This window comes from Gammaproteobacteria bacterium, from assembly GCA_021648145.1.
In the GTDB taxonomy this organism is placed as follows: Bacteria; Pseudomonadota; Gammaproteobacteria; order JAADGQ01; family JAADGQ01; genus S141-38.
This window is the reverse complement of record JAKITI010000006.1, coordinates 74,125-101,082: the sequence shown is the minus strand read 5'-3', so window position 1 is coordinate 101,082 and position 26,958 is coordinate 74,125. Positions and strand designations below refer to the sequence as shown.

Genomic DNA, 26,958 nt, shown 5'->3' with positions numbered 1-26,958 from the left:
GACTTTTTATTGGTTAAGGTTCCAGTTGCCTATATCGGCATTGGCTCCTTCACCGCCCGGTGCATTATCCGCACCTTGTGTATAAATATCGATGTTGCCTTGTGTTCCAGGGCTCAAATATTGATAGGGTTTTCCCCAAGGGTCTTTCGGCAGTCGATCAATATAACCGCCATCTTTCCATACCGCTGAATTTGCTGGCTTTTGAGTTAATGCTTCCAGACCTTCATCCGTTGAAGGGTAGTTATAATTATCCAGCTTGTAGAGGTTAAGAGCACTTTCAAGGGTGCGTATATCTTGTTTAGCTTTGGTGATACGTGCTGCATCAGGGCGATCCATAATTTTAGGGACGACGATCGCGGCCAATATGCCTAGAATAACGACGACGACCATAATTTCGATCAGTGTAAAACCACTCTGTTTTTTAGCGATGTTTGTAAACTTTTTTTGCATAATATATTGCCTGAAAATTTATTTTACCAACTGGTTTAAATCAAAAATAGGGAGCAATATTGCCAAGACGATCAACAATACCATGACTCCCATAAATAAAATCATAAAGGGTTCAAAGAGTCCGACCAGTGTTGCGACAGTTGATTCCATCTCTTTTTCCTGGCTATCGGCAGCTCGTTCCAACATCTCTTCCAGCCGACCACTATTTTCACCACTGGCGATCAGTTGAACCGTCATCGGAGGAAAGTAACCGCTGCGTTCAAGCGCAGTGTGAATGGGGGCACCCTCTTTAACCATTGTTGCAGCATCTTCCACTGCGTTGCGCATCGGAATATTGGAGATAACACTGGATGAAATACGAAGCCCTTCCAGAACAGGAACACTGCTTGCTGTCAATATGCTGAATGTACGGGCAAATCGTGATGAGTTAAAACCACGTACCAATGAACTGACCAATGGAAGCTTTAATAAGAATCGATGATACTGCTGCTTAGGCCCTGGTTTTCGTAACAAACGGGTGATGATGAAAATAGCTAACACCAGCAAGATCAGAAAAATTAACCCGTACTCACGAATTAAATCACTGAGGCTGATCATGATGACGGTGAGAATAGGCAGTTCTTGTCCCGTATTTTCAAAAACCTGCACGACTTGTGGCACAACATAAGCAAGCAGTGCGGTGATGACGACCACAGCAACAATGGAGATCATGATGGGGTAGATTAAAGCCAGAGTCATTTTTTGCTGCATGGTCTGGCGACTTTCAGTGTAGTCAGCTAAACGCTCTAGCACCATATCGAGGTGGCCTGATTGCTCACCTGCAGAGACCGTTGAGCGATAGAGATCAGAAAATGCATGGGGAAAATCCGCCAAGGCGGTGGCTAGTGTGTGGCCTTCCATTACACGAGAGCGTACGGCCATCAGCATGTTGCGTAGGCGAGGTTGATGGCTTTGTTTGGAAACGGCGCTGAGTGCTTCTTCAACCGATAATCCTGCACGTACCAGCGTTGCAAACTGACGGGTAATCAGTGCGAGATCAGTGGATTTAATGCCACGTTTGAATGAAAATTTTTGGCTGCTCTGTTTATTCTCTTTTTGCCGGACTTCGGTGACGGTGAGCGGAGTCCAGCCCTTATCGCGAATTTGTTGGCGAATTTGTCTTGAAACATCGCCGTCAAGTACGCCTTTGCGCTCACGACCCGTTTCATCCAGTGCGGTAAATTCAAATGCAGCCATTTGTCAGTTTGAACCTCGTTACCCTTGGCGTGTGACGCGCAGAACTTCTTCAATGGTTGTTTCACCGTTCAAGACTCGGCGAAAACCATCATCACGTATGCTGGGTGTTTTTTGGCGAGCGGCGGCCTCAAGCTCTTGCTCACTCGCACTGTTGTGAATCATGTTGCTTAGAGTGTGGTCGACCTCAATGAGTTCATAAATTCCAGTACGACCGTTATAACCAGTGTAATTGCACTCACTGCAACCTGTCGCGTGATAGTGGGTCAGTGCTTCATCTTGATTTCGAGAAAACAGTTGATAGTCAGCCTCTGCAAATTCTGTCTGGCGTTTACAATTTGAGCACAATAAGCGTACCAGCCGCTGTGCCAAGACTCCAATCAAGCTGGATGATAATAAAAACTCTTCAATGCCCATGTCACGCATTCGAGTGACAGCACCAACGGCGGTATTGGTATGCAGCGTTGATAGTACCAAGTGGCCGGTCAAGCTGGCTTGCACTGCGATTTCTGCAGTTTCAAGATCTCGAATTTCACCGATCATGACCACATCGGGATCCTGACGCAAAATGGCACGTAACCCACGGGCAAAGGTCATGTCTACTTTTGGGCTGACATGGGTTTGACTGATGCCATCAATATAATATTCAATGGGATCCTCTATCGTCATGATATTGCGTCGTTTATCGTTGACACGGCTCAGAGCAGCATACAGTGTTGTGGTTTTACCTGATCCGGTGGGGCCAGTGACGAGCATAATGCCGTGAGGGCGTTTTACAATGTTGTCTATAGTGGCTAAAACTTTGGGTTCCATGCCAAGTTTTTCCAGATCCAGCCGTCCAGCTTGTTTATCCAGCAAACGCATGACAACACGTTCACCATGCCCGGAAGGGAGTGTGGAGACACGAACGTCCACAGGCCGACCTGCAATTTTCAGTGAAATACGACCATCTTGTGGCAGGCGTTTTTCTGCAATATCTAGTTTGGCCATGACTTTAATGCGTGAGACCAAAAGAGGCGCTAATGCGCGTTTGGGTTCAAGCACTTCACGCAATACGCCATCCACACGAAAACGGATGGCCAAGCGGTTTTCGTAGGTCTCGATATGGATATCCGAAGCATTTTCTTTGATGGCTTCAGTTAACAGTACATTAAGCAGGCGAATGATGGGCGCATCATCTTCACTTTCGAGCAGATCTTCCGGCTCGGGAAGCTCTTGAGCGAGGCGAGATAGATCCATATCTTCACCCAGATTGCCCATGGCTTCCATGGCATCACCTGAGCCGTGTTCATAGATCTGTTGTAACTCTGCATTAAAAACTTCATCTTCAAGCGATTGAAGTTTGATGGGCATACCAAAGTAACGACGAAGTTCGGCGATGGTGGTCGTGGTGATCGCGGCTTTATGGGAGATCATCGCAATGCCACCTTCTATATGATTCAGCAAAACACCTTGGCGTTTTGCATAAGCAAAGGGGAGGCGCTTCGGGGCGGTTATTTCATTGTCATTATCGCTGGGGGTGATCAATGTTGCATCAACAAGGTTAATGTCATGACCTGAAGTTGCGAGTTCTTTTGTAGATGGCTCCATGATTATTTATTGATCTTTAATTTGATGTCTTGAATGGCATCATCAGTCATAAATGGCGGTGGCAATTCAAAAAAGTCTTGTGCGTCTGGCATCACCGGATTTTCGCTATTGGGTAGCATGGATAGGCCTTTTTCTTGTACTTTAAGTTGTTCAGCGCGCATGTAGCTGTATTTTCCTTGGCTAATGCTGTTAGTTGAAGCTGAATCTCGTAAAATAACGGGTCGTAAAAACATCATCATATTGGTTTTACGTTTCGTTGTTTTGTTGTAGCTGAAGAGGCGACCCAGTAGAGGAATATCACCGAGTAGCGGTACTTTCTGTGTTGTTTCATTGAGGTCATCAGTAATTAAACCACCAAAAACGATGATGTCGCCATCATCAACAATGACGTTTGTATTAATAGATCGCGTATTTGTAATAAGGTCGACCGCACCGTCGACTGCTGGGCTGATGCTTTCAACTTTTTGTTCGACTTTGAGTTGTACTGCATCACCCTCGTTGATCTGTGGTGTCACTTTCAGTGTGATGCCGATATTTTCACGTTTGATGGTTTGAAATGGGTTGCCGGGTGTTGCACTTGAGCCACCGGTGCTGGTATAAGAGCCTGTTTTGAATGGAACATTTTGGCCGACAACAATTTCTGCCTCTTCGTTATCCATAGTAATCAGTGTGGGTGTTGATAGAATATTGGTGGATCCATCCCCTTTTAAAGCGCGAATAAGCGCACCAAAGCTGAGTGCACCATCCACAAATTTACCCACTCCCAGCGTTAATCCAGAGCCAATTGAAGGGAGAGTGCCGGCCTCGATTGCTCCGCCAAGGTTGATAATACTATCACCGGCTGTAAAATTAGTGACCGCAGCGGGTTTGCTTAAATCGCCACCAGCGGCCCATTGCACTCCAAGCTCTGCGGCTCGGTTGGATGAAACCTCTGCAATAATAGTTTCAATATAGACTTGGGCGCGCCGTATATCCAGCTGTTTAATGACTCTTTGCAGTGAATTAAAAAGATCGGGTGGAGCAGTAATTACTAAGCTATTGGAAAACTCGTCTGCTTGTATACTCATAGGTGATTGAGAGTTGCTGCTTGCCTTGCCTTTTTTACCTTGTTTTTCCTGTTCCAGGCTAGTGCCGACACCGGTCAGCACAGGAACCAGATCTTTGGCTTTGGCATAATGCAGGTAGATAACACGCGTATTGCCTTCAGTTTCAAGTGGAGTATCAAGGTGGCCAATGATGCCGCGTAGTTTGATGCGACCTGCTTTGCCTCCACCAATTAAAATACTGTTGGTTCGTTCATCGGCAATTAATGTCGGCAGAGTACTGCTAGATTTGCTACCTTTTTTATTATCCTGTTGTTGAAGGGTCGTCAGTATGCGCACAATTTCATTGGCAGATGCATGTTGAAGTGGAATAATTTCGACTTCATTGTTGTCAGGTAGATCAATACGATTGATAATTTTAACGATGCGTTTGATGTTCGCAGCACGGTCGGAAATAATGAGTACATTCGCTGGTGAGTAAGCGGCTAAGTGGCTTTGCTGTGGTAATAAAGGTCGTAAAATAGGAACCATTTGTGAGGCTGATATATTTTCCAGCTGGAGTACCCGCGTTACAATTTCATCACCTTTTCCAGGGCGGTTACTACTGGCCATAGGAACAGCAGACTGTTTGGCATTGGCCACTGGAATAATCTTGATTGTACCTTTATTTCCACTGGGCACTGCGGCATATCCATGCACTTCCAGTACAGTCAAAAAGACTTCGTACACCTCTTTTTCTTTCATTGGGTGAGATGAAACAATGGTAACTTTCCCTTTGACTCTGGGGTCAACAATAAAATTCTTTCCAGTAATTTCAGAAATAGTACTGATAACAGCACTCAGGTCAGCCGCTTTAAGATTGAGCGTGACAGGCTCCGCTTGAGCGGTGAATGACGCGGTTAACAAAATAGCAGCGCTGACTACTTTGAAAAAACTTGTTCGATGTTTATGTGGAAACATGTTAATCCTGTTGCAAAGTTTTAATTGTCTAATCGAATGGAGACCGTAGTTGGCGAACCATCACGTATCACTTCTGCGCTCACCTCTTCTGCTTTTGAAATCTGCTTGAGTAACTTCATTAATTTAGTGCTGTTACCCATGGCAACGCCATTGACTGAAGTGACGATATCGCCAGGCAGTAATCCCAAATTATTCAGCGCATCTTTATCTCGTCCAGTTTGTACGCGGTAGCCTATCAGTTTGCCATCTTCCCTGTAAGGTGCTGAACGAATGATGCCAATCAAACTGACGGGATCATCAATGAGTGCATCGCGGTACTCACGTATTTTTTGCGTGTTGGTGGATGCTGTAGATGGGCCAGATGATGGTCTGTTGCTTGATGAGTTGGCAATATTATGCCCCGTCGAGCCTGTAGCAACAACTTTTTTAGGTAAACGTAATGTCTCATGGCGACCATTATGTAGTAACACAATGTAATCGCTATGAATCTCTTTCAGAGTGGCACCACCAGGGAGTTTGGCATTAATTGAATAGGGGTTTTCACCACGATCACTGCCGGAAGGGCTGTAAATAATTGCTCTTGCATTTTTGCCATGAGTTGCCATTACACCGCGCAGCACCAGATTTAAGCGAGTTTCACGAACCACAGGTGTTGGCGGTGTCGATGCATCTACATAGCCAAATAAATTGAGACCTGCGATTGTTCGAGCAAAACTATCCGGCTTGATTTGGTTGGCGGTGGCTTCTTTCACTATAGAAGGCGCACTCTCTCGATCAGGGGCAGGTGCCAACATGCGCCAAGTCAGCTCTGCTAAGTTATAAGCGAGCAACAAAACGAGCAGGTAGGCACAAATTGTCGCAATGCGAGCCATTGTTGCTTCCTGCATGACTGGCCGCAGGTAATGTTGAATATCCATTAACGGGTATTGATTTCCTGTATAAAGCCAATTTGTGAGTATTTTAAATATTAACGACTTTTTTGAATTAATGTTAAAAACAAAAAAATTCAGAAACGATTATAACTGAAATTTATTGAATAGTATTGGGTGTGATATCACATTTTTTACCAACTAAACAGCTTCCATGAAGGGCCTACGATGGTCGAATTGATATCGTCACGTCGAGTTTCCAGATTGCCATCGCCATCGGTATCCATTAAATAATAGGGCGGTGCATTTTTAGGCGTGATTTTAATCATATAAAGCTGCCCTCCGATTCGATACTCTTCTATTTTCTGATCATCTTTCTGAATGATTGTCACTTCAGGTTCCATCACTTCACTGGGTGATTCAGCGAATGAGGCCAAGCTGATAAGTAGAGCGACAGTAATTAACAATAAACGCATGATCTCTTCCTGTTTTAGGCCGGATAATTCAATCCAGGGTTAGAGGTTAAGCAGTTTTTCCTGCTCTTCAGCTGAGGGTTCAAAGCCAGTTTTTTCATAATGGCTGAATATGATGTTGAGCACCTCTTCTGGCGTGTCAGCAATTTGAAATAGCTCCAGATCTTCTGGGCTAATCATTTTTTCTGCCAATAAATTCTTTTTAATCCACTCAATGAGGCCGTCCCAAAAAGGCTTGTGCACCAAAATAATTGGAATGCGGCGGCTCTTGCCAGTTTGAACCAGTGTCAGGATTTCAGCAAGTTCATCCAGTGTGCCGAACCCGCCCGGCATGACAACATAAGCCGATGCATATTTTACAAACATAACTTTGCGTGAAAAAAAATGGCGAAAGGTGAGTGAAATATCCTGATACTCATTGCCTGATTGCTCATGGGGCAACATAATATTCAGGCCAATGCTGGGAGACTTTCCTCGAAAAGCCCCCTTATTAATAGCTTCCATAATTCCTGGGCCGCCGCCACTGACAACGCTAAAGCCCGCTTCAGATAAAGCGTAGCTAATCTCTTCTGTCAGAGCATAGTAGGGGTGCTCTTGTGGTGTGCGAGCTGACCCAAACATGCTGACGGAAGGTTTGATTTTGACCAATCGCTCAAAGCCCTCTACAAACTCCGCCATGATCTGGAAAATTTTCCATGACTCCCTATTGAGCAGCGCATCATCGGTGGGTTTCATGCTTTGGTGAATACGGTTTTGTTTCTGTTTGTTCATGGTCTGGCCTTTAAGGGTTCAGTGGGTGCAGAATGAAACATGTTTGTTGTGAAGTATATAATGCATAATAAACCAATTATTCCAAGTTGCTATAAATTTTAAAAACAAAATATGTCTGATCAATCACAAAAACCATTCCTTCTTGTGGATGGTTCTTCTTATCTATTTCGTGCGTTTCATGCGCTTCCTTCACTCATAAACGCAAAAGGTGAGCCCACGGGGGCAATTTACGGGGTCATTAATATGCTGCGTCGTTTGCTTGAGCGATACAAACCACAGCAAATGGCCGTCATTTTTGATGCTAAAGGTAAAAATTTTCGCCATGAACTCTATGACGAATATAAAGCGCATCGTCCTCCTATGCCTGATGAACTTAGAGTGCAAATTGAACCACTACATGATGTGGTGCGAGCGATGGGTTTACCTTTGCTGATTATTGATGGTGTTGAGGCGGATGATGTGATTGGAACACTAGCTAGGCAAGCAAGTAGCAATAAAATATCCGTAGTAATTTCCACCGGTGATAAAGATATGGCGCAACTGGTGGATGAGCACGTCACCCTGATTAATACGATGACGGATACGCTACTCGATCCTCAAGGGGTGCTCGATAAATTTGGAGTGAAGCCTGAGAAAATTATTGATTATCTGGCTTTGATGGGGGACAGCTCAGACAATATTCCCGGTGTGCCTAAAGTGGGGCCAAAAACGGCGGTTAAATGGTTAAATGCTTATGGGAGCATGGATAATATCATTACTAACGCGGAGGAAATTAAAGGTAAAGTGGGTGAAAATCTGCGAGCTTCATTGGAGCAACTCTCTCTATCATATGAGCTTGCTACCATTAAGTGTGATGTGGAATTGGATGAAACGTATGAAACGTTGCACCGCCATGCTGAAGATCATGAGCGACTACTTGAGTTGTTTCAAGGTTTTGGTTTTAAGAGCTGGCTCAGTAAATTGCAGGTAGAGCCTGAAGGGGGTGACAATGACGGTGACACTCAGTCTAAAAAATCAAAAAAAGAAGAAAAAAATAGTACCCAGTACGATACGGTTTTCACTGAATCCGTTTTCAATGAGTGGTTGCAGCGTTTAGAGCAGGCTGAACTGTTTTCTTTTGATCTTGAAACGACATCACTTGATTATATGGAAGCAAAAATTGTTGGGATTTCATTTTCTGTGGAGCTTGGCAAGGCGGCTTATGTACCGGTGGCGCATGATTATATTGATGCACCTGATCAGTTAAAACGAGATTTTGTACTCGAAAAAATGCGCCCACTACTTGAAGATGGAAGCCAGAAAAAAGTGGGTCAAAACCTTAAGTATGATATGAGTGTATTGGCAAATTATGGAATCACTCTGAATGGTATAGCTTTTGATACGATGCTTGAGTCGTATGTTCTGAATAGCACTGCGACACGTCATAACATGGATGATTTGGCGGAAAGGTATCTGGACTATCAAACGACCCATTTTGAAGATATTGCAGGCAAAGGCGTTAAACAGCTTACGTTTAATCAGATAGCGATTGAGCAAGCCACGCCGTACGCTGCTGAAGATGCAGATATTACTTTACGGTTGCATCAAGTGTTATGGCCTCAGGTGAGTGAAAGTACTCAACGGAAAGAGTTGTTTGAAAATATAGAAATGCCACTACTGCCAGTGCTATCAAAAATAGAGCGCCATGGTGTTTTGATTGATAGCGATATGTTGCATAAGCAGAGTCATGAGCTGATCCTGCGTATGGCTGAAATTGAAAAAGAAGCATATAGCCAAGCAGGTGAGGCGTTTAATCTATCATCACCGAAACAAATTCAAGTGATTCTTTATGAAAAACTGGGTCTACCTGTTTTGAAGAAAACACCGAAAAAACAGCCATCAACAGCGGAGTCAGTTTTGCGAGAGCTGGCGCTGGATTATCCTCTGCCTAAATTGATTTTGGAGCACCGTTCACTCAGCAAATTAAAGTCGACCTATACGGAAAAACTGCCCAAGCAGAAAAATTCTCGAACTGGGCGGGTGCATACTTCTTATCATCAAGCTGTCACGGCAACAGGGCGACTGTCTTCAAGTGATCCAAATTTACAGAATATCCCCATTCGCAGTGCAGAAGGCCGACGTATTCGACAAGCATTTATTGCGCCACAGGGATATAAAATCGTTGCGGCGGACTACTCACAAATTGAATTGCGCATTATGGCGCATCTTTCTCAAGATGAAGGTTTGTTAGCTGCTTTTACCGAAGGTATTGATATTCACCAAGCAACGGCAGCGGAGATGTTTTCTATTGAAATTGATGAAGTTACAACGGATCAACGTCGTAGTGCTAAAGCGATTAATTTTGGTTTGATTTACGGCATGTCAGCATTTGGATTGGCGCGTCAGCTTAATGTAGAACGCGGAGTTGCCCAAGCCTATATTGATCGCTACTTTGCACGTTACCCTGGTGTGAAAACCTTTATGGATGCCAAGCGCCAAGAGGCTCATGATCAGGGTTATGTTGAGACTGTTTCAGGTCGTCGCCTTTATCTTCCAGATATTAATTCACGCAATGGCCAGCGTCGCCAATACGCTGAACGAGCTGCGATTAATGCACCAATGCAAGGAACCGCTGCTGATATCATTAAACTCGCCATGATTAAAGTAAATCAGTGGCTGGTAGAGAGTGAGGCGGATGCTTACTTAATTATGCAGGTTCACGATGAATTAGTGCTGGAGGTGGCGACAAGTGCATTGAAGGTGACGGTTGATCAAGTCAGGCTTTGTATGAGCCAAGCGCTTGAGTTAAGTGTGCCGCTGATTGTGGATGTTGGAGTGGGTGATAATTGGGATGAGGCGCATTAGGGAAAAGTAAATATGCCCCGTCCCTAATGCTTTGATCAGTTCCTTACTCTTACTGGGCAGCTTCTTGCTTGATTTTTCCGGTTGCGCTATACCAGTTGCTGTCTAGGTATTTTTTCTCACGCTTGATGATTGCTTTGCTTATTTTAGACTCCAGCTTGGATACTGAAATATCATCGTATTGAGGCGTATAAGCTAGAACAGGCTCTTCAATTAACAGTAAGATAGCGGCTGCCTTTGAATCCCCCGCGTGATTGAGAAGAGAAGAAATGAGTTTTTTATCCTGCATAATCGTAATATCTTTGCCGCGTAATGTGCCACCCTTGGTCACATGCTTACGCAGGGGGGCGATCATTCGTTTCATCGCATTAAGTGCAATACCTCGTGTTTTTGTGTCTTCCGAGTCAAGAAATTCGATCACCAATGGTGCATCATTAATATCTTCAATTTGTTTGAAGACTTGCTTTAAAAGCTTTTGAGCCGCTTTTGCAACATCGGGTTTATCAGCCAGTTGGGTGAAGTAGAGTAAGCTATTAAGGTCTTTGGTGGCGATACTGTCTTCAAGAAGCTCCATGTTGCCTTGGTATTGTTTTTTATCTCTTTTAGTATTGGTATAAGAGTATTCCTGAAGATGGCTGAAGGTGGCAAGCATCAGGGCGAATTTGTCGTTTTTATCTTTTTTATGGTCTTTAACTAGTTCGATTACTTTTTCATACTCATCATTTTCGAAGTATTGCTTAGCGCTTGATTGCCAGTTGGCACTGACTGAAGTCGATGCAAAAATGGCAAATAACAGTATAAGGGCTTGTGTTGTTCGGTTGAGATTTTTCATTTTTTGAGTCTTTTAAATTTAGGTATGGGTGGTTAATATTTCGCGGGCGAGAGGATGATGCAATAATGACTAAGGTAGGCCGCATAGTCAAGACTAAGCCTTGCCCAATTATGAGCCTGAGCTGGAATCAGAGCAAATTTTGTTCATAATGATGGTTAAATTATCAATCTGAGCAACTTTGCAAATAATAAACCCAAGTCACTTAATAGTACCAAGTTTGTAAGGTAGAATGAGCAAAATTTTGGTTGCTTTATCTTGGTGGGGGTAGTTTGCTTTGTTGCTGACTATTATGCAGTCAATGTTTTATATATTTTTATTCACAAAAATTTTAAGAGTATTGGATGGTAAAATGAAAAAATTGAGTTCTTCTATTATCTTTGGGTTGTCTGTGATGGGCTTTAATTTGAGTGCCGTTGCAGAAGAACCGACTCGTATGTTCAGCCTGGAGCAGGGGGCGACTGCGGAGCAGGGAAGTATTTCTATTGATCTGTATGATTCTGTAAAAAGTAATCAACAGGTTCGTGCTGGTATTTGGAGTGGTGAGGTTGTTATCAGTCGAGCAGGTGTTGGATACAAACGAGTCATTATGCCTGATCTTGCTGTTTATGGACTTGTGGGTATTGATACTGCGGAAGGTAAAGACTCTACTTTTCTTGCGGGGGGCTCTTACTCTTTGATGTTAGATAGAAATTTTTCTGTGACGGCTAATTTTGAGTTGGGCACAGCGGGTATTGATAATGATTTGGAGTTTGGGGTCGGTGTCGGTGCTTATGTTTCTTTACCGGATGCGGATGAGCTGGGTGAAATAAAGCTGGGTGGTGAGTTGGTTTTGAGTAGTGCGGACAATACCGAAGCCGCCATTCAACTGGGTGCACGCTGGATGCCGCGAGAAAATATTACGATTGATTTGTTGGTTTTCAACAATGATACGTCGAAAGAAACGGATGGTGCTTTGCAAACGCCCGCCGGTATCCGAGTGAATCTCTCATTTTAAATTTTTAGGTCGGGTATGCAAATATCACTGTTTTACCCGACCTATTGCTTTTTTCGGTCTTGATACTCAAATACTCTAACAACACGCCTGACCCCTGGAATTCGGCGAACAGTATCGGTGACAACATCAGCTTCTTTGTGGGTGACAAGCCCCATTAAATAGACAATCCCCTTGTCTGTGACTGCTTTTGTGTGGAATGTACCCAAACCTTTGTCATTAAATAGCTTGGTTTTAACTTTTGTGGTGATCCAGGCATCATTATTGCGTATTTTGAGAGAACTCAGTGGCATAACGGTTATTTCATTATAGATTTCCTGCACTTTAATGACTCTTCTTACGTGCTCGACGACTCGTGCTCGTGTTTTTTTTGTCAACGCCTCTCCAGTGAGTAGTACGTTATTATCGTAACTGGTGACATTGATACGTATTTTGTTTTTCAGTGCTTTATCTGCTTCAATCAGATTGAAAATCTTTAGTTCAATCGCTTGGTCTTCTATGATGGTACCGCTGGTGCGGGGGTCTGAAGCAAGGTTTACGCAGCCTTGAATGAATAATAATAGTGTGAGCAGCAGAGCTATTTTTCTGTAATTATTGAAGCTATTATTAGATTTAAATTGCATTTTTTATCCACTCTATCTGGGTTGTTCCGGTCATGGCGATCACGTCAATACGTGAAGGGTGTTGTGCGACTGTTTTGTTCGATTGCAAGTAATGCTTGGCAGTAGCGATGAGTTTTGCTTGTTTGCGTCGATCAATGCTTTCTGCTGCGCTGCCAAAAAAATTGTTTTTCCGGTAGCGTACTTCAACAAAAATAATGATGTTTTTTTGTTGCATAATCAAGTCAATTTCACCACATTTGCAGCGATAATTTTTCGTAATTAATTGCAACCCTTTTTCTTGAAGGTATTGGCTTGCTTGCTCTTCTGCCCATGCACCTCGTGTGATCGTTTTCAAGCGCTGCTGTGCGCTATTGCTGGTTTTCATGTGGGACTGTTGTTGCTTCAATGATTTCCGGTACACCTTTGATGAAGCGTGCACAAATCAGTTTTCGGTGGATTTGATTGTTTTCATCCATACTGAGCATGCCTGTTTCACCCTGATATTGCTCATGAGGTGTCGTTTGCAGGCGATTGAGTGTGGCGATAATACGAAAAGCGTCGATACCAAGCGCATACAATCGCCCTTTTTTTGAGGTCTGTTGTGGCTGGAGTGCAGTGGTGGAGTTGTACTCTTCTGGTGGGAGTGTGACTGTATTAAGTGTCCAGGGTGTGTCACAGAATATGATGTCGTTCATGTCTCTGTCAGCTGCGGGGTTGGGTGTGCCTTCATAAACACGAGAGGTGGCATAGATGGGTAAATCTGCAGCGTAATGGAATTTTAGTTGGGGTCGAATCAAGCGTGCTTGCCGTGGCGATGCAGCCAGAAAAATAAAATCAACATCTTGTCGACGGCGCGGTTCAAACTTTATTGTTCGTTGTAACAGGTTATTGATCTTCTTTTTTCGTTGCGCACTTTCGTTCAGGTTTAAAATGCTTCGCAGTGGCCCTGAAAAATCATTATCTTTGCTGGCATAGGTGGCTTGTTCAGCGATGAAGCCACCGAGCTCTTGCCAGCGCTGATCAAATGCATTGAACGTGCGTCTCCCCCAATCACTTTGAGGGGAAAATGCAATTGCGCGAGTATGCCCATCCACCCAGGCTCTGTCTGCAATTTGTCTGGCTTCATCTTCTGGGGAGAGGCCGAATTGGTATAAATTGTTGGGCAATTCGTCAGTAATTTCGCTGTAATTGAGGGTAAGTGTAGGAACCGGCAGTATTTCAGAGGCTTGATTGATCAATGTGTTGACTGCTTTTTTGCTGAGTGGGCCGACGATAAATTCAGCGCCGTCGGTGACGGCTGTATTGTATGCGTCAGGATTATTGTGGGTGTCATAAATGCGAATGTGTGTTGGTATCTCATTGTGCTGTTGTTGTGCATCGTGGGCGGAAAGAAATCCGTCACGTAGTGATGTCGCATGTCCTGAATAAGCACCACTTAATGGTAAAATTAATGCAATTTGAGTCGGTTGCTCTATGGTGGGTGTTACTGGCTCTTTGATGAGGTTCAATATAGTGTTTGTGGCGGGGTGGTTTGAGTAACGTCGTTGCCACTCATTGAGCTGTTGTTCTCGTTGCTGGCGTTGTCCAGTGATTTGAGCAAGTTCCAACCAGCCACTGAAGGTATTGTGGGGGGCGGAGGGTATGCGTTTATCATGTAAGGTGTTTGCCGAAAGTGACTGGAGTGTTCGTAGGATGAATTGCTGGTTTTTCTCAATTTCTTCAGTGTTTTTTAGCAGGGGATCAAGGCGGATTTGTTCATGAACAGCGGCAAGTTTGTTGCCGAGTTTGTAGTGTGCTTTGGCACGTAAATCATAGTACTCTGTGATTTGTTCAAGCGGGGTGTTATTTCTGATTGAAGTGTCAAGGTAGCTGAGTACGGACTTTGGTTTCTTTTCTTGGTGTGCAATTTTTGCAAGTAGCAGACGACGTTGAAGTTTTTGGGCTTCTGGAAGTAATCCATCATTAATGGACTGTAATACACGCTTTGCTTTATTTGTGTGTTGACCTTTTAAAAGTGCATTGGCCATCATGAGTTTATAAGCTTGCTTTTGTGCGGGGGGGGCATCCGCAGCGAGCTTGTTGTATTGCCTTGCAATTTCTGCATAGTCACCCGATATTACAATTTGCTTTGCCTGTTGTGGGGTGCTTTTGGGGGAGGTGCTGCATCCGCTGATAAATAAAATGAGTAACAGTAATTGAATCCATATTTTTAATGACGGTGCAAACTGATGTTTTGGCATGGTGCTTAATCATATTTTGTGCGTTGATAGATCTGTATTATAGACAAGTTAAATTAAGAATGGGTGGTGATTAATGGTCGAGAGTGCTCTTTATGTGGTTTCAACGCCGATTGGAAATCTGGATGATATGACTCCAAGGGCGGTACAGGTGCTATCTGATGTGGATTTGATTGCAGCAGAAGATACACGCCACAGTGGGCGTTTATTGCAACATTTTTCGATATCAACACGCACAATGGCACTTCATGATCATAATGAGCGGCAGGTGTGTGGTCGTCTGGTTGAGCGTTTGCAAAGTGGTGAATCGATTGCTTTAATCAGTGATGCGGGAACTCCGTTGGTGAATGACCCTGGGTATCATCTGGTTCATGCCGCACATCAAAATAAAATCAAGGTCGTTCCGGTTGTGGGGGCTTGTGCTGCAATTGCTGCGCTGTCGGTTTCCGGGTTGGCATCCGATCGCTTTGCATACGAAGGTTTTTTACCTGCTAAAGCGGGTACGCGCGTCCATCGTTTGGAGTCGTTAAAAGATGAAGCACGCACATTGATTTTTTATGAAGCGCCTCATCGTATTATTGCTTCATTGGAGTCATTGGTTTTGGTTCTGGGGCATGAACGTATTGCCACTTTGGCGAGAGAGTTAACAAAACGCTTTGAAACTGTAAAACAGGCTCCACTGGGCGAGCTGCTTGAGTGGGTGCGTACCGATCCCAATCAGCAAAAAGGGGAAATTGTTCTTGTGGTTCAAGGAGCACCTTCTCGTGATTCGGATGAAGGTATTGACTCTGAAACACAGCGTATATTGACACTATTATTAGAAGAGCTACCGACCAGGCAGGCAGCAGCACTGGCTGCAAAAATTACAGGTCTGAAAAAAAATACGCTTTATAAAGAAGCGCTTCAAATTGTCGATAAGGGTGAATTGAAGCGTTAATATTTGGTTTTTATTGTATCAATCGGTATAGTTCGCTGTTTGAGAATTCAGTCGTCGTCTCTTCTCATCATCCGCTGCAATTGCACAACTCTCTCTTTGTTTGGAAATAATTCATTTAGTTATGGGTAAAAAAACGTCTCTCTATCATAAACATCTCGAGTCTGGCGCTAAAATAGTCGATTTTGGTGGTTATGATATGCCGCTGCATTATGGCTCTCAAATTGAAGAGCATCATCAAGTTCGCAATGATGCTGGCATGTTTGATGTTTCACATATGGTGGTGGTGGATCTGCGTGGCAAAGCAGTTCGAGATTTTTTACGTCACTTGCTAGCCAATAATGTTGATCGTTTGCAACAATCGGGCAAGGCATTGTATAGCTGTATGTTAAACAGTGACGGCGGTATTGTTGATGATTTGATCGTTTATTTTATGGATGAGACCTGGTTTCGTCTGGTGGTGAATGCTGCGACGCGTGATAAAGACCTGGCCTGGATTGAAAAGCAGGTGGCTGATTTTGATGTGGCAATAGAAGTGCGTGATGATTTGGCGATGATTGCCGTGCAAGGGCCGCAGGCGCGTATAAAAACTCATGCTCTGTTGGATGGCTTAAAACAGAAAAAAGCCGATGAGTTGGCTCCCTTTTATGCAGTTGAATGTGATGGGTTTTTTATAGCCCGAACAGGTTATACCGGAGAAGATGGCTATGAAATTATGTTGCCAGCCGATCAGGCCGAACTGTTCTGGCAGGGGCTTTTGGAACAAGGTGTCAAGCCGGTAGGTTTGGGTGCGCGTGATACGTTGCGTTTAGAGGCAGGCATGAATCTGTATGGCACCGATATGGATGAAAGTGTGAGTCCTTTAGAGTCAGGTTTAGGTTGGACTGTGGGTTGGGAGCCCTCTGATCGTCACTTCATAGGTCGTGATGCTTTGCAGGTGCAGCGGGAAAGCTCAGAGTGTCAGAAGTTTGTAGGTTTGATTCTGGATGGTAAAGGCATGTTGCGCAATCATCAAAAGGTGGTTGTGGACGGAGCTTTGGTGGGAGAGGTGACCAGTGGTAGTTTTTCTCCAACTTTAGGTAAAGCAATTGCATTTGCCCGAGTGGATGCCCATGTTAAAACACAGTGTGATATTGAAGTACGAGGGCGGCATTTATCAGCAACGGTGGTGAAACTGCCGTTTGTACGTAATGGCAAGTCGTGTCTGTAAATTAAGAACAATAGATATAGATTAGGAGAGGTTTTGTGAGCGATATTCCAGCAGATTTAAAATATACCAAGTCACATGAGTGGGTTCAAGTTCTGGATGATAATGTGGTTTTGGTTGGGATTACTGATCATGCACAAGAGTTATTAGGCGATATGGTTTATGTCGAACTGCCTGCTGAAGGTGACAGTCTCGGAATGGGTGACGAATGTGTGGTGGTGGAATCTGTGAAAGCAGCTTCTGATATGTACAGTCCTGCCACAGCCGATGTTATTGCAGTAAATGAAGTGCTTGCTGATCAGCCCGAGCTGATTAATAAAGATCCTTACGGTGAAGGCTGGATTTTACGTCTGAAAGTGAGTGCTCCTGATGAATTGGATGGTTTGCTCAGTGCAGATGATTATGCTGAATTGATTGCTTCAGAAGCGGACTAGAGAGTATCAATAGCCCATGCCATTTATTCCACACACTGAAAATGATGTTAAAGAGATGCTGGAAGCGATTGGTGCGCCCAGCATTGAATCTCTGTTTGACGAAATCCCTGCCGCACTGCGCACTGGAGAGATAGTAACGATCCCCGAAGGTTTGAATGAACTGGGTGTGACGCAGCTTATGCAAGCGCGAGCGAAAAAGAATAGGCCATTGCTCTGTTTTGCGGGCGCAGGTGCCTATGAGCACCATATTCCGGCTGCGGTTTGGGAGCTGACGACGCGCGGTGAATTCTACACGGCTTACACGCCTTATCAGGCTGAGGCGAGTCAGGGAACGTTGCAGTTGCTATACGAATATCAAACCATGATGGCGAGTTTGACGGGGCTGGATGTCTCTAACGCCTCACTCTATGACGGTGCTTCGGGTTTGGCTGAGGCGATTTTGATGGCGGTGCGTTGCAATCGCAAATCAAAATCCAAGCGTATATTGTTGCCGACTACAGTGCACCCTGCTTATCGTAAGGTGAGTCGTAATATCGTAAGCAATCAAAATATAGTGTTGGAAGAGCTTCCATACTGTGCTGAAACAGGTGCGGTATTAGCAAAAAGTTTAGGAAAATATCAGGGTGAAGATATTGCCGCATTGGTGATTCAGCAACCTAACTTTTTTGGTTCACTGGAAGATGTGGATGCATTGACTGACTGGGCGCATGCTCAAGGCGCGATGGTGATTGCTGTGGTGAACCCCATGACGCTGGCTATTTTAAAGCCGCCAGGTGAGTGGGGTAGTGCTGGTGCTGATATTGCATGTGGCGAAGGGCAGCCGTTAGGTATTCCACTCGCGGGTGGCGGCCCCTATTTTGGTTTCATGTGCTGTAAGCAAAAGCTGGTTCGACAAATGCCAGGGCGAATTGTTGGGCGTACGGTTGATCTGGAGGGTCAGGAGGGTTTTACGCTAACATTGCAGGCACGCGAACAGCATATTCGTCGTTCTAAAGCAACCTCTAATATCTGCACCAATCAAGGCTTGATGACAACGGCAGCAACAATTTATATGTCGTTGTTAGGGTCAGTCGGATTGCGCAGCGTTGCACAGGCTTGTTTTGCGAACACCCAAAAATTGGTGGAGAGGCTTTCTCAGATTGATGGGGTTGAACCCATATTTAACGGAACATGCTTTCATGAAGTTATGATTCAGTTGCCTTGTTCGGCTGAAGCGGCTCATATCGAATTGTGTGAACAGGGCATTTTAGGCGGCTATGAACCTTCTGAAGAGTACCCTGAATTAGGGGATGCTTTGTTGGTGTGTGCGACGGAAACCCGAACAGATGAAGAGATTGAACATTTTGCTGCACAGCTTGAACTCACGATTAAAAAACTCCAAAATTGATTATTGCCAATAAGAGCTTAATATTACGATGCTGATTTTTGAACAGTCACGCTCAGGCCGTGGCAATGGTGCCCAAAGAATTAAAAACAGTGTAGCGCTCCGTGCGCTTCCCAAGCAGTTTCTGCGTGAAAAAAAGCCACTGTTGCCTGAAGTCTCTGAGATGCAGACGGTGCGCCATTACACGCGTCTGTCGCAAAAAAACTTCTCTATTGACACACAATTTTACCCACTAGGATCATGCACCATGAAGCATAATCCTCGGGCGTGTAATACGCTGGCGATGTTGCCTGAGTTTTTGTCACAGCACCCTTTGGCACCGAGTTCAGCGACTCAAGGGTTTCTTGCTTGTCTTTATGATTTGCAGGAGATACTTAAGGATGTGACCGGTATGAAAGGTGTTTCGTTAACACCTATGGCGGGGGCACAAGGGGAGCTGGCCGGAATGGCCATGATTCGTGCTTATCATGAATCTCGTGGTGATACGATGCGCAATGAACTGCTGGTGCCTGATGCTGCTCATGGCACTAACCCTGCGACGGGTGTGATGTGTGGTTATAAAGTGCGTGAAATTCCAACACGAGCCGATGGTGATGTGGATTTGGAGGCTCTACGCGTAGCAGTGGGCCCACAAACAGCCGCAATTATGTTGACAAATCCCTCAACCCTGGGCGTTTTTGATCGCAAGATCGCTGAGATTTCGCAAGCAGTACACGATGCGGGTGGCTTGCTCTATTACGATGGCGCTAATTTGAATGCTATTTTGGGTAAGGTTCGGCCAGGTGATATGGGTTTTGATGTGGTGCATATTAATCTACACAAAACATTTTCTACACCGCATGGTGGGGGCGGGCCGGGTTCTGGGCCGGTCGGGGTGAGTGAACGATTGTTGCCTTTTCTACCTGTTCCTGTAGTGGCTCGAAAAAATGATCAATATCACTGGTTAAGTGAAAAAGATTGCCCTGACTCTATTGGGCGTTTATCTGCATTCATGGGGAATGCGGGTGTGTTGCTCAGAGCTTATATCTATTCACGCTTGTTGGGTCGTGAAGGTATGGTGCGAGTTGCAGAGTATGCAACATTAAATGCAAACTATATGGCGGTGAAGTTGGCCGAAGCGGGATTTGATCTGGCTTATCCAGAGCGAAGAGCTACACACGAATTTAGTTTAACACTGAAAAAACAGGCTAAAGAGATTGGGGTGACTGCGACCGATTTTGCCAAACGCTTGCTGGACTATGGCTATCACGCACCGACTGTTTATTTTCCACTGTTAGTGGCTGAATGCATGTTGATTGAACCGACTGAAACTGAAGCGAAGTCTGAGCTGGATGGCTTTGTCAAAGCGATGAAGAATATTTTATCTGAGGCCTCATCTGATTTGGCTAAAGTTCGTGGCGCACCTTATACGTTACCGGTTAAACGTCTGGATGAAGTGCGAGCAGCGCGTGAGTTAGATTTGGTTTGGAAGCCTGTTAATGATGAGTGAACCATCGCAAAAAAAAGCTTCGGAGTTTCAGCGTGTCTGTAAAGCGGCAGGGTACTCTATTGCGGGCTTAAAAGCCGCAGCTCGGCATGAGCCTGCATTTCGTACAGAGCTGATTTTGTGTGTTTTGCTATTTCCCCTGGCGCTCTGGTTAGGCGAGAGTGGCATTGAGCGCGCATTATTGATTGGTTCGCTGGTTCTAGTATTGATTGCTGAGCTGGTCAATTCTGCGATTGAAGCCGTGGTTGATCGTATAGGCTCTGAATGGAATGAGTTGTCAGGTCGTGCAAAGGATATTGGTTCAGCCGCTGTTTTTGTGGCACTTGTTCATGTGCTGGTTGTTTGGCTATTAATAATTTGTTTTTGAATATTAAGGAAAATTTATGTCTGCTTTGATTTGTGGTTCTTATGCCTACGATACCATTATGGTGTTTAACGATCAGTTTAAAAACCATATTTTGCCTGATAAAGTACATATTCTAAATGTCTGTTTTTTAGTGCCCGATATGCGTCGTGAGTTTGGTGGTTGTGCTGGAAATATTGCGTATAATTTACATCTGCTGGGCGGGGATCCATTGCCTATGGCGACTGTAGGGCAAGATTTTACGCCTTATGCTGTATGGATGGATAAATTGGGTATTAGCCGTAAGCACTTGAAAGAAGTTGACTCTTATACTGGGCAGGCATTTATTACGACCGACCAGGATGATAATCAGATTACGGCCTTCCATCCTGGCGCTATGAGTTTTGCACATGAAAACAAAGTGTCGGATGCTAAAGGCATCACAATAGGTATTGTTTCCCCTGATGGACGTGAAGGCATGATTGAACATGCAGCACAGTTTTGTGAGGCTAAAATTCCATTTATCTTTGATCCAGGCCAGGGCTTGCCTATGTTTAATGGTGATGAGCTGATGCAGTTTATTGAGCAAGCGACTTATTTGACTGTGAATGATTATGAAGCCGAGTTGTTACAGGAACGTACCGGTAAAAATCTGGAAGAAATTGCAGCGCAACTTGATGCGTTGATTGTGACATTGGGTGGTCAGGGGTCAAAAATATATTCTGGTGGAAAGGTGATTGATATTCCGTCAGTAAAGCCTGCTGAAATTGCTGACCCAACAGGCTGCGGTGATGCATATCGAGCAGGTTTATTGTTTGGTTTAATGAACGATATGAACTGGGAAACAACAGGGCGAATTGCATCATTAATGGGTTCTATTAAAATTGCCCATAAAGGCACCCAAAATCATACTTACAATAAAGCAGAATTTGATGTGAAGTTTAAAGAAAGTTTTGGTTATAGTTTATAAATAGTTGGCCATGAGCCACTGGAGTATTAAAAATTATGAGTAAGGATAAGAGTACTAATGTTGTTTGGCATCAGGCCACTGTTGAACGTAGCCACCGTGAGAAAATGAATAGCCATAAAAGTGCTGTGCTGTGGTTCACAGGTCTTTCTGGTGCAGGAAAATCGACGTTGGCTCATGCAGTCGAAGAAGTGTTGCATGAAAAAAATATCAGAACATTTGTATTGGATGGTGATAATGTGCGCCACGGTTTATGCGGCGACCTTGGGTTTTCTGATGAAGACCGCCAAGAAAATATTCGCCGAGTCGGTGAGGTTGCAAAAATTGTGATTGAAACAGGTGCGATTGTACTGACGGCTTTTATTTCACCATTTAAAGAAGATCGAGATCGTGTGCGCTCTTTAGTGAATCAAGATGATTTTATTGAAGTTTATGTTAAATGCTCGCTAGAAAAGTGTGAAGAGCGTGATGTCAAAGGCCTGTATAAAAAGGCTCGCTCAGGAGAAATTAAAGAATTTACAGGCATTTCTTCGCCTTATGAAGCGCCTGTGAATGCTGAAGTGGTTGTAGATACCGGTGAACTTGACCTGAAAACATCTGCTGAAAAAGTTGTAGATTACCTTGTTAAAAAAGGTGTTGTCTCTTTCGGTTAGATGAAAAAAGATAATCTTTTTCTAAAAAAAAGCACAGCTGTTGATTTTGATTTTGGTGAAAAAACAGCTGAAGTCTTTGATGATATGCTGGATCGAAGTGTGCCGTTATATCGTGAATTACAGCGTATGGCGGGAGAGTTGGCCAATGAGTTTGCTGTTGGTGGAACTCAAGTCTATGACTTGGGGTGCTCTACGGGTACAACACTGCATACGCTGTGTGAATCAATAGACAAGGATGTCACATTTATTGGTATTGATAACTCTGAAGCCATGCTGGCAAAAGCTGAAGAGAATTTTAAAGCGGCGGGTGTTTCAGAAAAGTATCAATTTATTTTAGATGATTTGAATGAGCGACTGGACATTCAGAACGCATCCGTTGTGATTCTGAATTTAACGCTTCAGTTTGTGCGTCCACTCTATCGTGAGCTTTTAATTCGCAATATCTATTCAGGTTTGAATAAAAATGGTTGTTTAATACTGGTGGAGAAAGTGCTGGGGAATGATTCTCTGTTTAACCGCCAGTTCATCAAGTTTTATTATGATCTAAAAAAACGCAATGGCTACTCTGAAATGGAGATTGCGCAAAAGCGTGAAGCTTTAGAAAATGTGTTAATACCTTATCGAGTGGATGAAAATATCGAATTGCTGAACAAGCAAGGGTTTTCTCATGTCGATATTTTCTTTAAATGGTATAATTTTTGTGGTTTTTTAGCAGTTAAATAGCCAGTATATTCAAAAAGTATCTTATTTCTTAGAAATAATTAATATTTCAAGTTGCAAGTTGTTTGTCTAGGCTGTATTATTTAGCCCCTTTCGTTGCGCGTATTGCGCGGTTTTTTGGAGTGAATTTGGAATGAAAACCTATAGTGCGAAACCGGAGACGGTTAAGCGTGATTGGTATGTTGTTGATGCCGATGGGAAAACTTTGGGCAGACTCGCCAGTGAAATCGCTAAGCGTTTGCGCGGCAAGCATAAGCCAGAATACACACCACATGTAGACACAGGCGATTACATCGTAGTCGTGAATGCTGAAAAAATACATGTGACGGGTAACAAAGCAAAAGATAAGATCTACTATCATCACACAGGTTATATCGGTAATCTGAAGTCTATCAGCTTCGAAAAGTTAATAGAGAAAGCGCCTGAGCGTGTGATTGAATTTGCAGTAAAAGGCATGTTACCTAAAGGCCCTTTAGGGCGTGATATGTTCAGAAAACTTAAGGTCTATGCAGGCGGTGAACACAAGCATTCTGCTCAACAGCCTATAGCTCTAGAAATTTAATAGTTACGGAATTTAAACGTATGGCAACCGAAATAAATTATGGCACAGGGCGACGTAAAAGCTCTGCAGCTCGCGTCTTTTTAAAAGCAGGGTCAGGTCAGATCGTTATTAACGGCCGCACACTGGATGAATACTTTGGTCGTGAAACTTCACGCATGGTTGTACGCCAGCCTCTTGAGTCTGTTGAGATGCTTGAAAGCGTAGACATCAGTATCACGGTTCGTGGTGGTGGTGCGAGTGGTCAGGCTGGAGCGATTCGCCATGGAATCTCCCGGGCTTTGGTTGCCCGTGATGAATCTTTGCGCCCTACACTACGCGGGCACGGTTTTCTGACACGCGATGCACGTAAAGTTGAGCGTAAAAAGGTCGGTCTGCACAAAGCACGTAAGCGTCCTCAATTCTCGAAACGTTAAATTTTTCTGCTATATCAGGCAGCAGTTATTTAGCGATGTGATCAATGGTGAAATAGCTTTATAGTTATTTCGCCATTTGTATTTCTACCGAGGCATTATTTTACGCACGTTTCTCCTACGCGGGCTCAGTTTTGTAAAGTAACGCGTTAATACTCTCTGAGAGTTCGTTCTCCTGATATGGTTTTGTCAGGTAGACATCCACACCAAGGCGCTTGGCATACTCTTTATGTTTGCTGGTAGCACGTGAGGTAATCATTATGATGGGCAGATTTTTTGTTGCTTCTTTTGCTCGTAAATGCTCTGTAAGTTCAATGCCATTCATTCGTGGCATTTCAAGATCAACTATTAATATGTCTGGTTTCTGTGCCTCGATTGTTCCTAGCGCATCAAACCCATTAATCGCTGTTTGAACGTCAAAACCGATATCAGTCATAAATCCTGATAAAGCACGGCGAGCACTTAGGGAGTCATCAACGATGAGCGCTCTAGGTAAGTGGGTTGCTGCGGTTTGAATATTATTTACATGGAGTGGCTTGATTGTTTTATGTTGGCTAAAGTCAAGAAAATCAGGCAAATCTATGACCGTCATAACCTCGCCACCATTGCCGATTGTGACACCAATAATTCCAGGAATTTCAGGAAGGTGCCGCCCCAGATTTTTTACGACCATTTCACGGCTGTTCTCAAAAGAACTTGCTAAAATGGCGTGAGTGGTCTCGTTGTTTTTTTTGACCAATAAGATCGGATGGCTGGATAAATCGTGCTCTTTGTGGTGAAAGGGTACGCCTAGTAGCGTCTCAATAAGTTGTGCGGGGTAATTTTCATTTTCCAGGTGATAGGTAAGTTTACTCTCATTGTGGGTGATGAGACCTGTGCCTGCGGGTAAGATTCGTTCAATGTTGCGATTCGATAATGCAACACTGATGCCGTTGCCATGAGCGCATAAAGTATGAATGAATAACTGGCTCACTGGCAGTGTTAACGTGACGGCTAACCCTTCGCCTTGAGTTGAGTTCAATAGAAGGTTTCCTTTCATCTCTTTTATATTGGAGTAGACAGCATCCATGCCAACGCCTCTTCCAGAGACCTGAGTTGTGGTTTCCCGAGTGGAAAACCCAGGCATCAAAATGAGTTGCTCCAGATCTGACTGACTGAGTTCGTGATGTTCTGAAATCAACTCTTTTTGTAGTGCTTTTTTGTGAATCGCCTCTAAATCCAGGCCAGCACCATCATCTTCACAGCAAATGGAAATGTGGTTCCCTTTTCGAGAAAAATCCAGTTTAATTTCACCTGTTGGGTTTTTCCCTACTTTTTTACGTGTCTCAGGGGAGCCTATTCCATGATCTACAGCATTACGTAATAAATGCATTAATGGATCGACAAGTTTATTAAGAATTTCACTGTCAATCAGTGTTTTTTCACCAGAAATTTTCAATTCAACATCGTGTTGTATGAGGCGGCATGCTTGGCGTACAGCACGTTCCAGGCGCGGGGTAATGCTGCCTGCGGGTATCATTCTGCTTCGAAAAACAACCTCTTGGTTCTCTTTTTGTAAACGCTCTTGTTTATTTGAAAGTTGTAAGAGGGCGTTAATTTTTTTTGTTAACTGATTATTAATTTCAGCGCTGTCCATTGTGGCCTCTTCCAGGCGATTTGTGCAGCTATTAAGTTCGTTGTAATGCTCTAGTTCCAGCACATCAAATTGATTATCATCTGAATAGAGGGAAAGTTGTTCCGAGTGGCTGGAAAGGTTTTTTATGGTCACCAGTTGTTCAAGTTCGGTGATTAATTTTTGTACAGTTTGCTCTTTTTTCTTGAGTGCTTTGGCGTGAGCCATAATGTGCCTAGTGTGTTCCTGAGTCTGGCGAATTAAAGTAATATTTTCACCCGATAGGCGTAATAAATCATCAAGAAGCTCAGTTGGAACTCGTGATAGTCGAGTTGTATTTTCTGGTTTTATATGAGGCTCAGGTGTCGTTGTGTGAACAATGGGAATTGCTGTTTGTGGGATTGGAGCTTCACTCTCAAGTAGGGCAGCGATGCCCTTTTCATCAATTCTATTAGCCCAGTCGAGTATTTCTTGTAAAATTGCTTGAGATTCAATAGGTGAGTTACTTGCCTCAGTAAGTGCTTCGCTCATAGCCTCCAGGCAGTCACCCGCACGTAATAACATGTCAGCAATAGCGGCGGAAGGTAACGATCTGCTTTCGGCCAGTGCCTGCAAAATATCTTCAAGATGATGTGTGAGATTAGCAATGCCGGTGATGCCAACCGTATTTGCTGCACCTTTCAGGCTGTGTGCGACTCGCTGTGCTGTATCAACATCGTCAAGTGAGCCTTCACCTTTGATTAGTTTCTGGATGGCACTGGAAAAGTCGGCCGTTTGTAATGGCAGTTCTTGAAGCAGTGTTTCAAGTAAGTCGTTATTAACATCTTGTGGCAAAGCAAGTGAGATATCTTGAGGCGTTGCTTCAGTTTTTCGTGGTGACTTTTTTGATTTTTCAGCGATGATGGTGGGAGATGAGAGCAGCTCTGATATCGGTTGAATATCTTGTTCAATAAGTGGCATCGGCCACTGTTCATCAAGCAAATGTGAAGCCAGTGCATGGCTTGTCGTGGTGTCGATTGATTCTAGATACTTGAGTGCCAATATTGGCCATTGAGATAAAAAAGTTGAGTAATTTTTATCGGATATCTTTTTTTCCTGATCGAGTGTTTGAGCGTTTTCCGCGATCAGTAGGCAGACCTCTTGAAATCCTGATAATCCAACAGTTTCAGCGGCCATAGCGAGGTGCTCTATCGCTTCTGCGTAGCGCTGTGTATGGTGCTCTTCTTTTGGTGAAAAATAAGAATTTTGCTCTTGAATTAAGCAATTTATTTCATCAATCAGCAGTTGAATGAAACTTGGGTCAATTTCTAATGAAGGTGCTTCCTCTGGTGCGAGCGTATCAATCATTTGGTTT

Annotated in this window: 25 protein-coding genes; 13 read left to right on the top strand and 12 right to left on the bottom strand. The window is 43.9% G+C overall.

All coding sequences use genetic code 11. The features are described 5' to 3' along the window. Positions 1-6: 6 nt before the first annotated feature. From gspG to L3J70_05440, 7 genes are all read right to left on the bottom strand, one after another. Positions 7-450: a type II secretion system major pseudopilin GspG gene (gene gspG / locus L3J70_05470; protein MCF6235811.1), complete on the bottom strand. Its 444-nt coding sequence runs from the start codon at positions 448-450 to the stop codon at positions 7-9. Positions 451-468: 18 nt separating this feature from the next. Further along, the gene (gene gspF / locus L3J70_05465; GenBank protein ID MCF6235810.1) at positions 469-1,686 is read right to left on the bottom strand and encodes a type II secretion system inner membrane protein GspF; all 1,218 of its coding nucleotides are present in this window, start codon (positions 1,684-1,686) and stop codon (positions 469-471) included. Positions 1,687-1,704: 18 nt separating this feature from the next. Next, positions 1,705-3,273 carry a type II secretion system ATPase GspE gene (gene gspE / locus L3J70_05460; protein ID MCF6235809.1) on the bottom strand — a complete coding sequence of 523 codons (1,569 nt, stop codon included), beginning with the start codon at positions 3,271-3,273 and terminating at the stop codon, positions 1,705-1,707. Positions 3,274-3,275: 2 nt separating this feature from the next. Continuing rightward, entirely contained in the window at positions 3,276-5,276 is a 2,001-nt protein-coding gene (gspD, locus tag L3J70_05455) for a type II secretion system secretin GspD (protein ID MCF6235808.1), read from the bottom strand. A 20-nt stretch (positions 5,277-5,296) separates the two neighbouring features. Then, the gene (gene gspC / locus L3J70_05450) at positions 5,297-6,193 is read right to left on the bottom strand and encodes a type II secretion system protein GspC (GenBank protein ID MCF6235807.1); all 897 of its coding nucleotides are present in this window, start codon (positions 6,191-6,193) and stop codon (positions 5,297-5,299) included. Between the two features lie 146 nt (positions 6,194-6,339). Then, on the bottom strand, positions 6,340-6,621 hold the full coding sequence (locus L3J70_05445; GenBank protein ID MCF6235806.1) for a DUF2782 domain-containing protein: 282 nt from the start codon (positions 6,619-6,621) through the stop codon (positions 6,340-6,342). Between the two features lie 39 nt (positions 6,622-6,660). Then, positions 6,661-7,389, bottom strand: coding sequence for a TIGR00730 family Rossman fold protein (locus tag L3J70_05440; protein ID MCF6235805.1), 729 nt, complete (start codon positions 7,387-7,389; stop codon positions 6,661-6,663). 111 nt (positions 7,390-7,500) lie between these two features. Between L3J70_05440 and polA the strand changes: the two genes are divergently transcribed. Next, entirely contained in the window at positions 7,501-10,233 is a 2,733-nt protein-coding gene (polA, locus tag L3J70_05435) for a DNA polymerase I (GenBank protein MCF6235804.1), read from the top strand. 49 nt (positions 10,234-10,282) lie between these two features. Here the strand turns inward: polA and L3J70_05430 are convergent, their stop codons facing one another. Further along, on the bottom strand, positions 10,283-11,062 hold the full coding sequence (locus L3J70_05430; GenBank protein ID MCF6235803.1) for a hypothetical protein: 780 nt from the start codon (positions 11,060-11,062) through the stop codon (positions 10,283-10,285). A 349-nt stretch (positions 11,063-11,411) separates the two neighbouring features. Between L3J70_05430 and L3J70_05425 the strand changes: the two genes are divergently transcribed. Beyond that, positions 11,412-12,056 carry a hypothetical protein gene (locus tag L3J70_05425; protein MCF6235802.1) on the top strand — a complete coding sequence of 215 codons (645 nt, stop codon included), beginning with the start codon at positions 11,412-11,414 and terminating at the stop codon, positions 12,054-12,056. A gap of 41 nt (positions 12,057-12,097) precedes the next feature. Here L3J70_05425 and L3J70_05420 read toward each other — a convergent pair whose 3' ends face one another. Genes L3J70_05420 through L3J70_05410 form a run of 3 tightly spaced genes read right to left on the bottom strand, consistent with a single transcriptional unit; the run spans position 12,098 to position 14,895 of the window. Next, positions 12,098-12,676, bottom strand: coding sequence for a BON domain-containing protein (locus L3J70_05420; GenBank protein ID MCF6235801.1), 579 nt, complete (start codon positions 12,674-12,676; stop codon positions 12,098-12,100). Further along, positions 12,666-13,040: a YraN family protein gene (locus L3J70_05415; protein MCF6235800.1), complete on the bottom strand. Its 375-nt coding sequence runs from the start codon at positions 13,038-13,040 to the stop codon at positions 12,666-12,668. The genes L3J70_05420 and L3J70_05415 overlap by 11 nt, the downstream gene beginning before the upstream one ends. Next, the gene (locus L3J70_05410; protein MCF6235799.1) at positions 13,024-14,895 is read right to left on the bottom strand and encodes a penicillin-binding protein activator; all 1,872 of its coding nucleotides are present in this window, start codon (positions 14,893-14,895) and stop codon (positions 13,024-13,026) included. Before L3J70_05410 ends, L3J70_05415 begins: the two co-directional genes overlap by 17 nt. 73 nt (positions 14,896-14,968) lie before the next feature. Between L3J70_05410 and rsmI the strand changes: the two genes are divergently transcribed. From rsmI to rpsI, 11 genes are all read left to right on the top strand, one after another. Beyond that, a complete protein-coding gene (rsmI, locus tag L3J70_05405) occupies positions 14,969-15,829 on the top strand; it encodes a 16S rRNA (cytidine(1402)-2'-O)-methyltransferase (GenBank protein ID MCF6235798.1) in 861 nt (286 codons plus the stop codon). Positions 15,830-15,950: 121 nt separating this feature from the next. Further along, the gene (gene gcvT / locus L3J70_05400; protein MCF6235797.1) at positions 15,951-17,036 is read left to right on the top strand and encodes a glycine cleavage system aminomethyltransferase GcvT; all 1,086 of its coding nucleotides are present in this window, start codon (positions 15,951-15,953) and stop codon (positions 17,034-17,036) included. A 35-nt stretch (positions 17,037-17,071) separates the two neighbouring features. Beyond that, positions 17,072-17,467 (top strand): glycine cleavage system protein GcvH, encoded by a 396-nt coding sequence (gene gcvH / locus L3J70_05395; GenBank protein ID MCF6235796.1) that lies wholly within the window; start codon positions 17,072-17,074, stop codon positions 17,465-17,467. Positions 17,468-17,483: 16 nt separating this feature from the next. Beyond that, complete coding sequence (gene gcvPA, locus L3J70_05390) at positions 17,484-18,854, top strand: aminomethyl-transferring glycine dehydrogenase subunit GcvPA (protein ID MCF6235795.1); 1,371 nt, start codon at positions 17,484-17,486, stop codon at positions 18,852-18,854. 28 nt (positions 18,855-18,882) lie between these two features. Continuing rightward, entirely contained in the window at positions 18,883-20,340 is a 1,458-nt protein-coding gene (gcvPB, locus tag L3J70_05385) for an aminomethyl-transferring glycine dehydrogenase subunit GcvPB (GenBank protein MCF6235794.1), read from the top strand. Then, positions 20,333-20,704 carry a diacylglycerol kinase gene (locus L3J70_05380; GenBank protein MCF6235793.1) on the top strand — a complete coding sequence of 124 codons (372 nt, stop codon included), beginning with the start codon at positions 20,333-20,335 and terminating at the stop codon, positions 20,702-20,704. The genes gcvPB and L3J70_05380 overlap by 8 nt, the downstream gene beginning before the upstream one ends. A 16-nt stretch (positions 20,705-20,720) precedes the next feature. Next, the gene (locus L3J70_05375; GenBank protein ID MCF6235792.1) at positions 20,721-21,650 is read left to right on the top strand and encodes a carbohydrate kinase family protein; all 930 of its coding nucleotides are present in this window, start codon (positions 20,721-20,723) and stop codon (positions 21,648-21,650) included. Positions 21,651-21,685: 35 nt separating this feature from the next. Beyond that, positions 21,686-22,300 carry an adenylyl-sulfate kinase gene (cysC, locus tag L3J70_05370; GenBank protein ID MCF6235791.1) on the top strand — a complete coding sequence of 205 codons (615 nt, stop codon included), beginning with the start codon at positions 21,686-21,688 and terminating at the stop codon, positions 22,298-22,300. Continuing rightward, positions 22,301-23,023, top strand: coding sequence for a carboxy-S-adenosyl-L-methionine synthase CmoA (cmoA, locus tag L3J70_05365; protein ID MCF6235790.1), 723 nt, complete (start codon positions 22,301-22,303; stop codon positions 23,021-23,023). A gap of 130 nt (positions 23,024-23,153) precedes the next feature. Continuing rightward, positions 23,154-23,582 carry a 50S ribosomal protein L13 gene (rplM, locus tag L3J70_05360; protein ID MCF6235789.1) on the top strand — a complete coding sequence of 143 codons (429 nt, stop codon included), beginning with the start codon at positions 23,154-23,156 and terminating at the stop codon, positions 23,580-23,582. A gap of 20 nt (positions 23,583-23,602) precedes the next feature. Beyond that, a complete protein-coding gene (gene rpsI / locus L3J70_05355) occupies positions 23,603-23,995 on the top strand; it encodes a 30S ribosomal protein S9 (GenBank protein MCF6235788.1) in 393 nt (130 codons plus the stop codon). Between the two features lie 115 nt (positions 23,996-24,110). Here the strand turns inward: rpsI and L3J70_05350 are convergent, their stop codons facing one another. After that, positions 24,111-26,951: a response regulator gene (locus L3J70_05350; GenBank protein ID MCF6235787.1), complete on the bottom strand. Its 2,841-nt coding sequence runs from the start codon at positions 26,949-26,951 to the stop codon at positions 24,111-24,113. Positions 26,952-26,958 lie beyond the last annotated feature (7 nt).